Raw genomic sequence first — 12,965 nt, forward strand, 5'->3', positions numbered from 1 at the left:
GATGCCTCCCCTTACCAGCTGGACTTCACGAGACCCGGGATCAGACCCCGGTTGCCGAGCTCCCGCAGGGCGACGCGGGAGACGCCGAGCTTGCGGTAATAGGCACGCGGGCGACCGGTCATCTCGCAGCGGTTGCGGATACGGGTGGCCGACGAGTTGCGCGGCAGTTCCGCGAGCTTGAGGCGCGCCTCGAAGCGCTCCTCCATCTCGCGGGACTCGTCGTTGGCGATGGCGAGGAGGGACTTACGCTTCTCGGCGAAGCGCTTGACCAACTCCTTGCGGTGGTTGTTCTTCTCGACTGAGCTTTTCTTAGCCATGTCTGTCTCCAGTGTCCGCGTCTAAGCGGCGTTGCCGCCGCTTACTGCCGGAACGGGAATTTGAAGTGGGCGAGGAGGGCCTTGGCTTCCTCGTCGGTGCGGGCGCTCGTCTGGACGATGATGTCCATGCCCCAGGTCTGCTCCGCCTTGTCGTAGGAGATCTCCGGGAACACGAGGTGCTCCTTGAGGCCCATGGCGTAGTTGCCGCGGCCGTCGAAGGAGCGCGGGTTCAGGCCGCGGAAGTCGCGGACGCGCGGCAGCGCGATCGTGACCAGGCGATCCATGAACTCGTACATGCGGGCCTTGCGAAGGGTCACCTTGCAGCCGATCGGCATGCCTTCGCGGACCTTGAAGGTCGCGATCGCCTTGCGGGCGCGGGTGATGACCGGCTTCTGGCCGGCGATCAGGGCGAGATCGCCCGCCGCCACCGAGGCCTTCTTGGAATCGGCGGTGGATTCGCCGACGCCCATGTTGATGACGATCTTCTCGATCTGCGGCACCTGCATCGGGTTCTTGTACCCGAACTGCTCGATGAGCTTCTGCCGGACGACCTCGTCGTAATGCTTGCGCAGACGCGGGACGTAGGCGTTCTTGTCGACCTCAGCCATCGATCTGATCCCCCGTCGTCTTGGCGAAGCGGACCTTGCGCCCGTCATCGAGGATGCGGAAACCCACGCGGGTCGGCTTGCCGTTGGCATCGGCGACCGCGATGTTGGAAAGCTGGATGGCGGCCTCCTTGGAGATGATGCCACCTTCCTGGTTCTGCGTCTGGCGCTGGTGCTTCTTCACGAGGTTGACCCCGCGCACCAGGGCCTTGCCCTCCTTGGGGAGCACCTGGATGACCTCGCCGGAGCGACCCGAGTCGCGGCCGGTGAGAACGACGACCGTGTCGCCCTTCTTGATCTTCGCAGCCATCACAGCACCTCAGGAGCGAGCGAGATGATCTTCATGTGGTTGCGGGCGCGCAGCTCGCGCGGCACCGGCCCGAAGATACGGGTGCCGACCGGCTCCTTCTGATTGTTGATCAGAACGGCGGCATTCTTGTCGAAGCGGATCACCGAACCGTCGGCGCGCTTCACGTCCTTGGCGGTACGCACGACGACCGCCTTCATGACGTCGCCCTTCTTGACGCGGCCGCGCGGGATCGCCTCCTTGACGGAGACGACGATGATGTCGCCGACGCCGGCATACTTGCGCTTGGAGCCGCCGAGCACCTTGATGCACATCACGCGGCGCGCACCCGAATTGTCGGCGACGTCCAGATTCGTCTGCATCTGGATCACGGGAGTGACCTTTCCTTGTTTCAGGCGGGTTTCCGCACGCGGACGGTATTGCCCGGCGGACGACGCCTGATGGGGATCTGATGTCCCCGGATGTAACGAACCGCGCAAACGGCGCTTGAGACGCCGGCGCGGTCACCGCGTTGGGAGGGTGCGAGCACCCTTGCCGAATGTCGCGAAGACGGGCCGCTTACACCGGGACGGGGAAGAAGGCAAGGGACTGAGCGCTGCGGTGATCGAACTCACGCTGCGCCCAGGGCCGAAGGGGGCTCAGCCCCAACGAAAAAGGCGGACGCATCAGCATCCGCCCTTCGCGAATCTCGAAACCGGTGAGGCGTTCAAGCCTCGACGGTGGCCTCGACACCGGTGCCGGCTGCTTCCGCAGCGGCGGCCTGGTCTTCGACCAGCTTCCAGGTCTTGGTCTTCGAGTAGGGCCGCGACTCCTCGATGAACACCGTCTGGCCGATCTTGGCCAGATTGGCCTCGTCGTGCGCGTGGTAGTTCTTGGAGCGGCGAACCGTCTTCTTCATCACCGGATGGGTGAAGCGACGCTCCACCTTCACGACGATGGTCTTATCGGTCTTGTCGCTGACGACGACGCCTTGCAGGACGCGCTTGGGCATGGCGGACTCCTCAGGCCTTAGCCGTGTCGAGCGTCTTCTGACGCTGCAACGTGCGGACACGGGCGATATCGCGACGGACCTCGCGGACCCGGGCGACGTTCTCGAGCTGGCCCGTCGCGCCCTGGAAGCGCAGGTTGAACTGCTCCTTCTTCAGGTTGACGAGCTCGTCGGAAAGCTGATCCGCCGACAGAGCGCGCAGATCAGACAGTCTCTGATCGGACTTCATGATCTATCTTCCTTTAGTCGGCGATGCGCTGGATCACGCGGGTGCGCACCGGCAGCTTGGCCGCGCCCAGGCGCAGGGCCTCCCGGGCGATGTCCTCGGAGACGCCGTCGACCTCGAACATGATGCGGCCGGGATGGACGCGGGCCGCCCAGTACTCGGGAGCACCCTTACCGGAGCCCATGCGGACCTCGGTCGGCTTGGCGGTGACGGGGAGATCCGGGAACACCCGGATCCACACGCGGCCCTGACGCTTCATCTCGCGGGTGATCGCGCGGCGGGCCGCCTCGATCTGCCGGGCGGTGATGCGCTCGGGCTCAAGGCACTTGAGCCCGAACTGGCCGAAGTTCAGCTCGAAGCCGCCCTTGGCGGCGCCATGGATGCGCCCCTTGAACTGCTTACGGAACTTGGTCTTCTTGGGTTGCAGCATGGCAGCCTCTCAAATCCTCCGGTGGCCGGGTCACGCGTTGGCGTGATCGCGGCGGCCACGGCCCCCGCGGTCATCGCCGTCACGCTCGCGACGCCCGCCGGAACGGCCGCCCTCTTCCTGGGCCTTCTTGTCCTGAGCCATCGGGTCGTGCTCGAGGATCTCGCCCTTGAACACCCACACCTTGATGCCGCAGGTGCCGTAGGTCGTGAAGGCGGTCGCCGTGCCGTAATCGACATCCGCACGCAGGGTATGCAGCGGAACGCGGCCCTCGCGGTACCATTCGGTACGGGCGATCTCGGCACCGCCGAGACGACCGGCGCAGTTGATGCGGATGCCCTCGGCACCCAGGCGCATGGCCGACTGCACGGCGCGCTTCATGGCGCGACGGAAGGCGACGCGGCGCTCGAGCTGCTGCGCGATGGACTCGGCGACAAGCGTCGCGTCCACCTCAGGCTTGCGCACCTCGACGATGTTGATCGTCACGTCGGCCTTGGTCATCGTGCCGACGAGCTTGCGCAGCTTCTCGATGTCCGCGCCCTTCTTGCCGATCACCACGCCCGGACGACCCGAGTGGATGGTGACGCGGCACTTCCGGTGCGGGCGCTCGATGACGATCTTCGAGACGGCGGCCTGCTTGAGCTGCTTCATGAGGGCGGCGCGGATGGCCACGTCCTCGTGCATCAGCTTGGCGTACTCGCCCTTCTCGGCGAACCAGCGGGAATCCCAGGTCCGGTTGATGCCGAGACGCAGGCCGATCGGATTGATCTTCTGACCCATGATGGTCTCCTCAGGCCGCTTCAGCGCGCACTTCGCGAACCACGATCGTGAGGTTCGAGAAGGGCTTCAGGATGCGCGCGCCGCGACCGCGGGCACGAGCGTGGAAGCGCTTGAGAACCAGCGCCTTGCCGACGAAGGCCTGGGTCACGACGAGATCGTCCACGTCCAGGTCGTGGTTGTTCTCGGCGTTGGCGATCGCGCTCTCCAGGCACTTCTTCACATCGCGGGCGATGCGCTTGCGGGAGAATTCGAGGTCGGCCAGAGCGGTATCGACCTTCTTGCCGCGGATCAGCGCCGCCACGAGGTTGAGCTTCTGGGGCGACACGCGGAGCATCCGCGCGACGGCCTTCGCCTCGTTCTCGGGGAGCGCGCGGGGGGTGGCAGCTTTGCCCATCTCAGCGCCTCTTCGCCTTCTTGTCGGCCGCGTGACCGGGGAAGGTGCGGGTCGGCGAGAACTCGCCGAACTTGTGACCGACCATCTCCTCGGTGACGTAGACCGGGATATGCTTGTGTCCGTTGTGCACCCCGAAGGTGATGCCGACGAACTGCGGGAGAATCGTGGAGCGACGGCTCCAGATCTTGACGACCTCGTTGCGGCTTCCGCCGCGCGCGGCGTCGGCCTTCTTGAGGAGGTAGCCGTCGACGAACGGCCCTTTCCAGAGGGAACGTGCCATGGCGGTTACTTCTTGCGGTTATGGCGGCTGGACAGGATGAAGGTGTCGGTCCGCTTGTTGGACCGGGTCTTCTTCCCCTTGGTGGGCACGCCCCAAGGCGTGACCGGGTTCCGGCCGCCCGAGGTACGACCCTCGCCGCCGCCGTGCGGGTGGTCGACCGGGTTCATGGCGACACCGCGGTTATGCGGACGCTTGCCCAGCCAGCGATTACGACCGGCCTTGCCGAGCGAGATGTTCATGTGGTCCGGGTTCGAGACCGCACCCACCGTCGCGAAGCACTGGCCGTGGACGAGACGCTGCTCGCCCGAGTTCAGACGGAGCGTCACGTAGCCCTGATCGCGACCGACGATCTGAGCGTAGTTGCCCGCGGAGCGGGCGACGGCGCCGCCCTTGCCGATCTTCAGCTCGACATTGTGGACGATGGTGCCCACCGGCATCGAGCCGATCGGGCCGGCATTGCCCGGCTTGATGTCGACGCTCTCGCCGGCCACCACCTTGTCGCCCGGCTGCAGGCGCTGCGGAGCCAGGATGTAGCTCTGCTTGCCCTCGGGGAAGGTGATGAGCGCGATGAAGGCCGTACGGTTCGGGTCGTACTCGATCCGCTCGACCGTCGCGGTCACGTTGAGGTTCTCGCGACGCTTGAAATCGACGTTGCGCAGGACCCGCTTGTGACCGCCGCCGCGGAAGCGGACGGTGATGCGACCCAGGTTGTTGCGGCCGCCCGAGGAGCTCTTGCCCTCGGTCAGCGACTTGACCGGCTTGCCCTTGTAGAGCTCACGGCGGTCGACGAGCACGAGCTGGCGAAGGCTCGGCGTGACCGGTTTGAATGTCTTCAAGGCCATCGGCTTGATCCTAACGCTTCTCGTCTCAGAGGCCGGTCGTGACGTCGATCGTATCGCCCTCGGCGAGGGTCACGATCGCCTTCTTCACGTCCGAACGCTGCCCGCGCTGCCCGCGGAAGAACTTCTTCTTGCCCTTGGTCGTGAGCGTGTTCACGCCGGTGACCTTGACGTCGAACAGACGCTCGACCGCTTCCTTGATCTGCGGCTTGGTGGCCTTCGGGGCGACCCGGAAGACGACCTTGTTCTGCTCAGTGAGGTTGGTCGCCTTCTCGGTGATGACCGGGGAGACGATCACGTCGTAATGGCGCGGATCGGCACTCATTTGAAACGCTCCTCCAGCGCGTCGACGGCCGCGCGCGTCAGGACGAGCGTGTCGCGGCGCAGGATGTCGTAGACGTTGATGCCCTGGACGGGCAGCACGTCGATCTTGGCCACCGAGCGGGCGGCACGGCCGAAATTCTCGTCGACCTCCGGACCGCCGATGATCAGGGCGCTCGACCAGCCGAGCTTGCCCAGACGCTCGACCATCGCTTTCGTCTTGTGGTTCTCGACCTTGAGGTCGTCCACGACGATGAGGGTCGAGGTCTTGGCCTTCGACGAGAGGGCGTGCTTGAGCGCCAGCGCGCGGACCTTCTTGGGAAGGTCGTGGGCGTGATCGCGCACCACCGGACCGAAGGCCCGGCCACCGCCGCGGAACTGCGGAGCGGAGGCAGCGCCGTGACGGGCGTTGCCGGTGCCCTTCTGCTTGTACAGCTTCTTCGAGGTGCGATCGACATCCGAGCGGTTCTTCACCGCATGGGTGCCGGCGCGACGCTTGGCGAGCTGGTAGCGGACCATCCGGTGCAGGATGTCGGCGCGCGGCTCAAGGCCGAAGATCGCCTCGTTGAGCTCGACCGAGCCGGCGGTGCCGCCGTCGAGCGTGGTGACATCGAGTTTCATCACGCGTTCTCCTCGGACGCAGGAGCCTCGGCGGCGCTGTTGGCCGAACCGTTCTCACGGAACTTCCCCGGCAGCGGCACGTCGGCGGGCAGCTTGCGCTTGACCGCGTCGCGAACCTGGATCCAGCCGCCGGCGACGCCCGGAACGGCGCCCTCGACGAGGATCAGGCCGCGCTCCGGATCGGTGCGCACGACCTTGAGGTTCTGCGTGGTGACACGCTCGACGCCCATATGGCCCGGCATCTTCTTGTTCTTGAAGGTCTTGCCCGGATCCTGACGGCCACCGGTCGAACCGATCGAGCGGTGGGAGATCGACACGCCGTGCGTGGCGCGAAGACCGCCGAAGTTCCAGCGCTTCATGCCGCCGGCGAAACCCTTACCCGTGGTGGTGCCCGTCACGTCGACGAACTGACCAGGGATGAAGTGGTCGGCGGTGATCTCGGCGCCCACCGGGATCAGCGCGTCCTCGGACACGCGGAATTCGGCGAGCTTCTTCTTCGGCTCGACCTTGGAGACCGCGAAGCGACCGCGCTCGGCCGCCGATACGTTCTTCACCTTGGCCTTGCCGACACCGAGCTGGACGGCAACGTAGCCATCCTTGTCGGTGGTGCGGTGTGCCACAACCTGGCACTGATCGATCTGGAGCACGGTTACGGGCACATGCTCGCCTGCGTCGGTGAAGACGCGGGTCATGCCGACCTTCCGTGCAATGACGCCTGAGCGCATAGGTCACTCTCCTCGCGCGATGAAACGGTAAGCTCTAAATCCAGCGCGGACTTAGAGCTTGATCTCCACGTCCACGCCAGCGGCGAGGTCGAGCTTCATCAGCGCGTCCACGGTCTGCGGCGTCGGGTCGACAATATCGAGCACCCGCTTGTGCGTGCGCATCTCGAACTGCTCGCGCGACTTCTTGTCGATGTGGGGCGAGCGGTTGACCGTAAACTTCTCGATGTGGGTCGGCAGCGGGATCGGGCCCCGGATCTGCGCCCCGGTACGACGCGCCGTGGAGACGATCTCCTTGGTCGACGCGTCGAGGATGCGATGATCGAACGCCTTAAGGCGAATGCGGATGTTCTGACCGTTCATGACCTGACCTCGGCGGAAACGTTGGAAGGGCGGGCGCGAGGGCCCGCCCCTCTTACGTCCCCTGACGATGATGCCTTGCGTTGGCGGTTAGTCGTTGATGGCGGCGACGACGCCGGCACCGACGGTGCGGCCACCCTCGCGGATGGCGAAGCGCAGCTTCTCTTCCGTTTGCAACCCGGTCCAAACAGGACCAGAACCAGAACGGACTCTGGTTATGAACGGGGGCAAACAGGGGGCAAGGTCAGCGATCCGAGAGGGCAGGGGAGGGCGCTTTGACGCCCCACGAACGGCTCCGTTCGTTTGCAGACGCCCGGGTTCTCAACTCATATTTGGCATCCGGCCTCGTTCCCACTGCCCTAGGGCCACCTGAGGCAGAGCCGTAGCAGCGAAAAGGACAGCTGGGGGTAAGGCGAAAATACGTCGGCGACCGGTCGGGCTTGGTATGAAGGGGAGGCGGAACCCGCCGCTCCCGTCTCAACCCATCATCCGAAGGTTTTCCGCGGATCGAAGGCATCGCGGACCGCTTCGCCTGCGAAGACCAGAAGGCTCAACATCGCCGCGACGACGAAAAAGCCGGTGAGCCCGAGCCAGGGCGCGTTGATGTTGTCCTTGCCCTGCGCCAGCAGCTCCCCGAGGGAGGGCGAGCCCGGTGGCAGGCCGAAGCCAAGGAAATCGAGGGATGTCAGCGTCGTGATCGAGCCGTTGAGGATGAACGGCAGAAAGGTCAGCGTCGCCACCATGGCATTGGGCAAAAGGTGGCGCGTCATGATGCGGATGTTGGAGAGCCCCAGCGCGCGCGCCGCGCGGACGTACTCGAAGTTCCGCGCGCGCAAGAACTCCGCCCGCACGACGCCGACCAACGCCGTCCAGGCGAACAGCGTCAGGATCGCGAGCAGGGTGAAAAAGCTCGGCACGAGGAAGGCCGACATGATGATGATGAGGTAGAGCGTCGGAATCGCGCTCCAGATCTCGATGACGCGCTGGAAGATCAGGTCGGTCCACCCACCGAAATAGCCTTGCACGGCACCCGCGACCACGCCGATGACCGAAGACAGGCCGGCCAGGACGAGGCCGAACAGCACTGAGATGCGGAAGCCGTAGATCACGCGGGCAAGAACGTCGCGGGACGCGTTGTCGGTACCGAGCCAATGCCACTCGATGTCGCGACAGCCGAGTTCGCGCGCCTCTGCCTTCTTCCCAGCCCGTTCGGCAACCGGTCGACATTGTTCGTCGGACAGCGTCCAAGTGGGCGGCGAGGGCGACGGCGTCGGCAAATCGCTCATAAAGGTGTTGTAGGAATACGGGATCGGCGGCCACAGCACCCAGCCATTGGCCTCGATCTCCTGCCGCGTTTCCGGTGCGCGGTAATCGGTCTGGGCCAGGAAGCCGCCGAACTTCTCGTCCGGATAATCGACCAGGACGGGAAACAGCCATTCGCCCTTGTACTGCATGACGATCGGGCGATCGTTGGCGATCAGCTCGGCGAAGAGGCTGACGACGAACAGCAGCGCGAAGATGAGCGCCGACCAGTAGCCACGGCGGTTGGCGCGAAAATTGGCGAGGCGACGCCGGTTGAGCGGCGAGAGACTCCGACGGCGCTCCGTCAGCGGGTCCCGTGGGAGAGGCTGCATCTGCGGCGCGTTGCCCGGCGCGGTGACGGGCACCGCATCGGGCTCGGGTCGCAGGACTTCGTTCATCGACTCACCCTTCCTGAAGGGCGGCCGATGACCGACTCAGTCGAGCCGAACGGCCTTGCCCTCGATCTCGCTCGGCCGCAGCCCACCCTTGCGCTCCAGATGGCGACGCAGGAGAGCGACGTTGCGACGGTTCGCCTTGAAGGCGGCGTCGAGCAGGTCGCCGGCCAGCGGCACCGTGCCGATCGCGCCGTCCAGGGCGACATTCGCCATCATGCGCCAGACGAGCCATCGCGGCGCGCCGAGCCGTCTCGCCTCGTAGACGATGTAGGACGCGATCGCCATTCCGGCGATGTCACCGACGATCGGAACCAGTCCGATCACGGCATCGAGGCCGACGCGACGATTGATGCCCGGCACGACGAAGGCCGAGTCCATGAGATGAGCGAGCTGCTCCAAGCGCAGGAGGCTGGCCTCCGGGCTCGTGTCGGTGAGACGGCGCATCTGCGCCGCGCCCGCAGGCTCGCGGACGATGGTGTGGGGAGTGTCGACGCGCGTGGTCATGGCGAGGATGTGGCCCCGCCCCTCGGCTTCGACAAGGAAGCGGGAGACCGGTTTCGCTCACCGTGCTCGCTTCATTCCCGCCAAGCGGTCGAGCGCGGCGTCGAGGGTCGCATCGGTCTTGGCGAAGCACAGGCGCACGAGGCTGCGCACCGCGCCCTGCTCGTAGAAGGCGCTGACCGGGATGGCCGCGACGCCGTGCTCGCGCACCATGCGTTCGCAGAACTGCGTATCGTCTTCCGGACCGTCGCCGAGATCGATCGATAGAAAGTAGGTTCCGGCGCTCGGCAGCACGGTGAAGCCGAGTCGCACCAGTCCTGCCGCCAGCCGATCGCGGGAGCGACCGAGCCCGGCGCGCATCTCCTCGAAATAGGTGTCGTCCTTCCCCATCCCATAGGCGACCGCCTCCTGCAGGTTTGGTGGCGTCGTGAAGGTGAGGAATTGATGCGCCCGCGATAGCCCGCGCATCAGCGGCTCCGCCGCCATGACGAAGCCGACCTTCCAGCCGGTGAGCGAGAAGATCTTACCGGCCGAGCCGATCTTGACCGTGCGCTCCCGCATCCCCGGCAGGCCCATCAGCGGAATGTGATGGCGGCCGTCGAACACCACGTGCTCCCAGACCTCGTCGCAGACGGCGACCGCGTCGAAGCGGTGGCAAAAATCGGCCAGCAGGGCGAGATCCTCCCGCGAAAACACCGTCGCACTCGGGTTGAGTGGGTTGTTGAGGAGAACGACCCGCGTCCGCTCGGAGAAGGCTTCGGCGAGCGCCGCTTCGTCCAGGCCGAACCGGGGAGGCTTGAGCGTGACGAAGCGCGGCACGCCGCCGGCCCGGCGCACCAGCGGCAGGTAGGCGTCGTACATCGGCTCGAACAGAACGACCTCGTCGCCCGGTCGCACCAGGGCCATCAGGGCTCCGGCCAGGGCCTCCGTAGCGCCGGAGGTCACCATCACCTCATGCTCTGGATCGAGATCGAGACTCTGGTGGTGCCGGTAATGCGCCGCCACGGCCCGACGGAGCGAGGCGAGCCCCATCATCGGCGGATATTGATTGCTGACCGTCTCGAATGCAGCCGCCGCGGCGGCGCGGACATCGTCCGGTCCCTGGCCATCCGGAAAACCCTGGCCGAGATTGATCGCCCCATGACGCCGGGCGAGACCCGACATGCTCTCGAACACGGTCTCGGGCAATGTGGCGAAGACGGGATTGAAGCGGGACGTCATCTCTCGAACGCAGTCATGCCGTGTCATCGTGGCGCCGCCACCGGTCGTCGGGGTCGCCGGATCGTGGATTGTCGCAAAGCCCGTTTCAGGGCCTCTTCGTTATCCCTGGCAGATCCCGGCAGGCCATCCAAGCGCCTCACCCTATGCGCCGCCCCATGCAACAGGGGCGGGCGATGACTTGCCCGTGCTGCACCGCGAACTTCGCAAGACAAGGGTCTCATCGATCAAATCTTTGAGGGAGCAGCCGAATGCCATCGGATCGCGTGCGTTCACGCACATGACTTGATGATATGGCGACGAAAACCGAACGGGACGGGCGTCTCGACGGCTGACGAATGTTGACGATCGTCAGCCGTGAAGTCATGGTCTGTCCACGGTCGGACTGGCCGCCGCGCTTGAGGAACTTCGCCCCCTCGTTTCTCCGGTGTGGCCGGCCAGTCCGGTCGATTGAAGAGGCCGCCGCTCGACACGGCGGCCTTTTTCATGTCCGTTCCCTGCCCACGATCCATACCGGATCCGGCAGTGCCTCGACTCTCTGGGAATGGTTCATGCGCCTCGTCACGTGCCTGCTGCTCGCTCTCGGCACGGGAATCGCCGGCCTGGCGCTGCGGGTGGCCGTACCGGTGACACCGGCGGATGACGGGTTCCGGCAGGTCATGCACCTCTACTGGTCGCAGGGCGGAGCGCAGGTCAGCAATAAGCCGGAAACGTCGGCGCCCTAGAGAGACCGCATTGCCCGCCGAGGATCGTTCGGCGCCGCAGCCGTACATTCTCAGGGGATGCGGCAACCCGCTGCTGCATCCATAGGCCGGATTCTCGCTATGTTCGGTCGGGGAGGGCAGTCGTGCCGCGCCGTGTCGCTCCATTCGCCGACGAGTCTTGAGGGATGAACGAGAGTTCGCCGATCCGCACGGAGACGGCCCGCCAGTATCCGGAGGCCCCGGCGCCGGAGATACCGACGCGTCCGGCGACCCCGGTCCGACGGCAACGCCGGTTCGGGCGCTGGATGCTCGTGCTTCTGGCACTCGGCGGCGCGGGCGCCGTCGCCCACCGCAGCTACGAGGCACGCAAGCAACCCGCCGAGCCATCGGCGACGACCGCGCCCGCCGCCACAGGTCGCCCCGGGCGCCCGGCCGATATGAAGCAAGCCGTCGGCGTCGTACCGATCGTGACCGGCGACATGCCGGTCGTGCTCCAGGGCCTCGGCACGGTGACGCCGCTGGCCACCGTCACCGTGCGCTCCCAGATCAGCGGCTACCTCACCAAGATCGGCTATCGCGAGGGCCAGACGGTAAAGGAAGGCGACTTCCTCGCCCAGATCGATCCGCGCCCCTACGAGGCGCTGCTCGCCCAGTATCAGGGCCAGCTCGCCCGCGATCAGGCGCTGCTGCAGAATTCGAAGCTCGATCTCCAGCGCTACCAGACGCTGAACCGCCAGGATTCGATCTCCAAGCAGAACGTCGACACCCAGGGCGCGCTGGTGAAGCAGAACGAGGGCACGGTCGCCGCCGATCAGGCATTGGTCGATCAGCAGCGTCTCAACCTCACCTATGCCCGCATCGTCTCCCCGGTGGAGGGCCGGGTCGGCCTGCGGCAGGTCGATCTCGGCAATTACGTCACCGCCGGCTCGACGAACATCGTGGTGGTGACGCAGCTCCATCCGATCTCGGTGGTCTTCACGCTTCCCGAAGATGACGTGGCGCGGGTCATGCGCCGCTTGCGGCAGGGGGCCAAACTGACCGTCCGAGCCTATGACCGCGGCGATCAGCACGAGATCGCCACGGGCAAGCTCGATACCGTCGACAACCAGATCGACGTCACGACCGGAACGGTGAAGCTGCGCGCGCTGTTCGACAATGCCGACGACGAGCTGTTTCCGAACCAGTTCGTGAATGCCCGCCTCACCGTCGAAACGATCGAGAACGCGGCCCTGGTGCCCAATGCCGCAATCCTGCGCGGGACGCCCGGCACCTACGTCTACCTGATGGACGGCGACGACAAGGTCACGGTCCGCCCGATCAAGACCGGCGAGACCGACGGGACCCGTACCGTGGTGCTGTCCGGCCTCAATCCCGGCGACCGCGTCGTCACCGACGGGACCGACCGCCTGCGGGAGGGGGCGTCGGTGCGCGTCGTCGGCCACGCCGCCGGCCCGCAGGCCGGAGCCCCTGCCTCGGGAGCACCGGGCGGGACCGCCGGTTCGGCCGCGCCCGGCGCCCCGGCCACGCCCGCCGCCGGCACCCCGCCGAACGAGACCGGCGCGACCGAGAGCAGCGGCGAGCGCCGAGGCCGCAGGCGGCAGCAGTAATGGGCACGTCGGTGCGCGCGCGCAAACATACGCCCGCCTGCGCGGGGGAGG

General features: G+C 66.2%; 20 protein-coding genes and 1 pseudogene. 2 read left to right on the forward strand and 19 right to left on the reverse strand.

The window, feature by feature from the left end; genetic code table 11:
* Positions 1-11: 11 nt before the first annotated feature.
* The 19 genes and pseudogenes from rpsN to OWC43_RS06480 form a co-directional block, all read right to left on the reverse strand.
* On the reverse strand, positions 12-317 hold the full coding sequence (gene rpsN, locus OWC43_RS06390) for a 30S ribosomal protein S14 (RefSeq protein WP_137831205.1): 306 nt from the start codon (positions 315-317) through the stop codon (positions 12-14).
* A 41-nt stretch (positions 318-358) separates the two neighbouring features.
* Positions 359-925 (reverse strand): 50S ribosomal protein L5, encoded by a 567-nt coding sequence (gene rplE / locus OWC43_RS06395; protein WP_137831206.1) that lies wholly within the window; start codon positions 923-925, stop codon positions 359-361.
* On the reverse strand, positions 918-1,232 hold the full coding sequence (rplX, locus tag OWC43_RS06400; protein WP_137831207.1) for a 50S ribosomal protein L24: 315 nt from the start codon (positions 1,230-1,232) through the stop codon (positions 918-920). The genes rplE and rplX overlap by 8 nt, the downstream gene beginning before the upstream one ends.
* Entirely contained in the window at positions 1,232-1,600 is a 369-nt protein-coding gene (rplN, locus tag OWC43_RS06405; protein WP_012253654.1) for a 50S ribosomal protein L14, read from the reverse strand. The genes rplX and rplN overlap by 1 nt, the downstream gene beginning before the upstream one ends.
* Before the next feature lie 335 nt (positions 1,601-1,935).
* Positions 1,936-2,220, reverse strand: a complete 285-nt coding sequence (rpsQ, locus tag OWC43_RS06410) for a 30S ribosomal protein S17 (protein WP_137831208.1) — start codon at positions 2,218-2,220, stop codon at positions 1,936-1,938.
* 10 nt (positions 2,221-2,230) lie between these two features.
* The gene (gene rpmC, locus OWC43_RS06415; RefSeq protein WP_137831209.1) at positions 2,231-2,446 is read right to left on the reverse strand and encodes a 50S ribosomal protein L29; all 216 of its coding nucleotides are present in this window, start codon (positions 2,444-2,446) and stop codon (positions 2,231-2,233) included.
* A gap of 13 nt (positions 2,447-2,459) precedes the next feature.
* Entirely contained in the window at positions 2,460-2,873 is a 414-nt protein-coding gene (gene rplP, locus OWC43_RS06420; RefSeq protein ID WP_137831210.1) for a 50S ribosomal protein L16, read from the reverse strand.
* Between the two features lie 30 nt (positions 2,874-2,903).
* Positions 2,904-3,650, reverse strand: coding sequence for a 30S ribosomal protein S3 (rpsC, locus tag OWC43_RS06425; RefSeq protein ID WP_017485511.1), 747 nt, complete (start codon positions 3,648-3,650; stop codon positions 2,904-2,906).
* A 10-nt stretch (positions 3,651-3,660) separates the two neighbouring features.
* Positions 3,661-4,044 (reverse strand): 50S ribosomal protein L22, encoded by a 384-nt coding sequence (gene rplV / locus OWC43_RS06430; protein WP_137831211.1) that lies wholly within the window; start codon positions 4,042-4,044, stop codon positions 3,661-3,663.
* Between the two features lies 1 nt (position 4,045).
* Positions 4,046-4,324 carry a 30S ribosomal protein S19 gene (gene rpsS / locus OWC43_RS06435; protein ID WP_003597098.1) on the reverse strand — a complete coding sequence of 93 codons (279 nt, stop codon included), beginning with the start codon at positions 4,322-4,324 and terminating at the stop codon, positions 4,046-4,048.
* 5 nt (positions 4,325-4,329) lie between these two features.
* Entirely contained in the window at positions 4,330-5,166 is an 837-nt protein-coding gene (gene rplB, locus OWC43_RS06440) for a 50S ribosomal protein L2 (RefSeq protein WP_137831212.1), read from the reverse strand.
* 25 nt (positions 5,167-5,191) lie between these two features.
* Positions 5,192-5,488 carry a 50S ribosomal protein L23 gene (locus OWC43_RS06445; RefSeq protein ID WP_091947107.1) on the reverse strand — a complete coding sequence of 99 codons (297 nt, stop codon included), beginning with the start codon at positions 5,486-5,488 and terminating at the stop codon, positions 5,192-5,194.
* Entirely contained in the window at positions 5,485-6,105 is a 621-nt protein-coding gene (gene rplD / locus OWC43_RS06450; protein WP_137831213.1) for a 50S ribosomal protein L4, read from the reverse strand. The genes OWC43_RS06445 and rplD overlap by 4 nt, the downstream gene beginning before the upstream one ends.
* The gene (rplC, locus tag OWC43_RS06455) at positions 6,105-6,830 is read right to left on the reverse strand and encodes a 50S ribosomal protein L3 (protein ID WP_393956092.1); all 726 of its coding nucleotides are present in this window, start codon (positions 6,828-6,830) and stop codon (positions 6,105-6,107) included. Before rplC ends, rplD begins: the two co-directional genes overlap by 1 nt.
* 51 nt (positions 6,831-6,881) lie before the next feature.
* Positions 6,882-7,190 (reverse strand): 30S ribosomal protein S10, encoded by a 309-nt coding sequence (gene rpsJ, locus OWC43_RS06460; RefSeq protein WP_003597088.1) that lies wholly within the window; start codon positions 7,188-7,190, stop codon positions 6,882-6,884.
* Positions 7,191-7,277: 87 nt separating this feature from the next.
* Positions 7,278-7,355 (reverse strand): annotated as a pseudogene (locus OWC43_RS06465) (elongation factor Tu); the annotation flags it as partial.
* Between the two features lie 317 nt (positions 7,356-7,672).
* Positions 7,673-8,887 (reverse strand): ABC transporter permease, encoded by a 1,215-nt coding sequence (locus OWC43_RS06470; RefSeq protein ID WP_393956093.1) that lies wholly within the window; start codon positions 8,885-8,887, stop codon positions 7,673-7,675.
* A 36-nt stretch (positions 8,888-8,923) separates the two neighbouring features.
* Complete coding sequence (locus OWC43_RS06475; protein ID WP_393956094.1) at positions 8,924-9,388, reverse strand: DUF4112 domain-containing protein; 465 nt, start codon at positions 9,386-9,388, stop codon at positions 8,924-8,926.
* Positions 9,389-9,445: 57 nt separating this feature from the next.
* Positions 9,446-10,606 (reverse strand): aminotransferase, encoded by a 1,161-nt coding sequence (locus OWC43_RS06480; protein WP_393956095.1) that lies wholly within the window; start codon positions 10,604-10,606, stop codon positions 9,446-9,448.
* 548 nt (positions 10,607-11,154) lie between these two features.
* On the opposite strand from OWC43_RS06480, the gene OWC43_RS06485 reads away from it, so the two are divergent.
* Positions 11,155-11,328 carry a hypothetical protein gene (locus tag OWC43_RS06485; RefSeq protein WP_393956096.1) on the forward strand — a complete coding sequence of 58 codons (174 nt, stop codon included), beginning with the start codon at positions 11,155-11,157 and terminating at the stop codon, positions 11,326-11,328.
* A 164-nt stretch (positions 11,329-11,492) separates the two neighbouring features.
* On the forward strand, positions 11,493-12,914 hold the full coding sequence (locus OWC43_RS06490; RefSeq protein ID WP_393956097.1) for an MdtA/MuxA family multidrug efflux RND transporter periplasmic adaptor subunit: 1,422 nt from the start codon (positions 11,493-11,495) through the stop codon (positions 12,912-12,914).
* The last annotated feature ends 51 nt before the right edge of the window (positions 12,915-12,965 follow it).

The organism is Methylorubrum sp. POS3 (assembly GCF_043352485.1).
Classification (GTDB): Bacteria; Pseudomonadota; Alphaproteobacteria; order Rhizobiales; family Beijerinckiaceae; genus Methylobacterium; species Methylobacterium suomiense.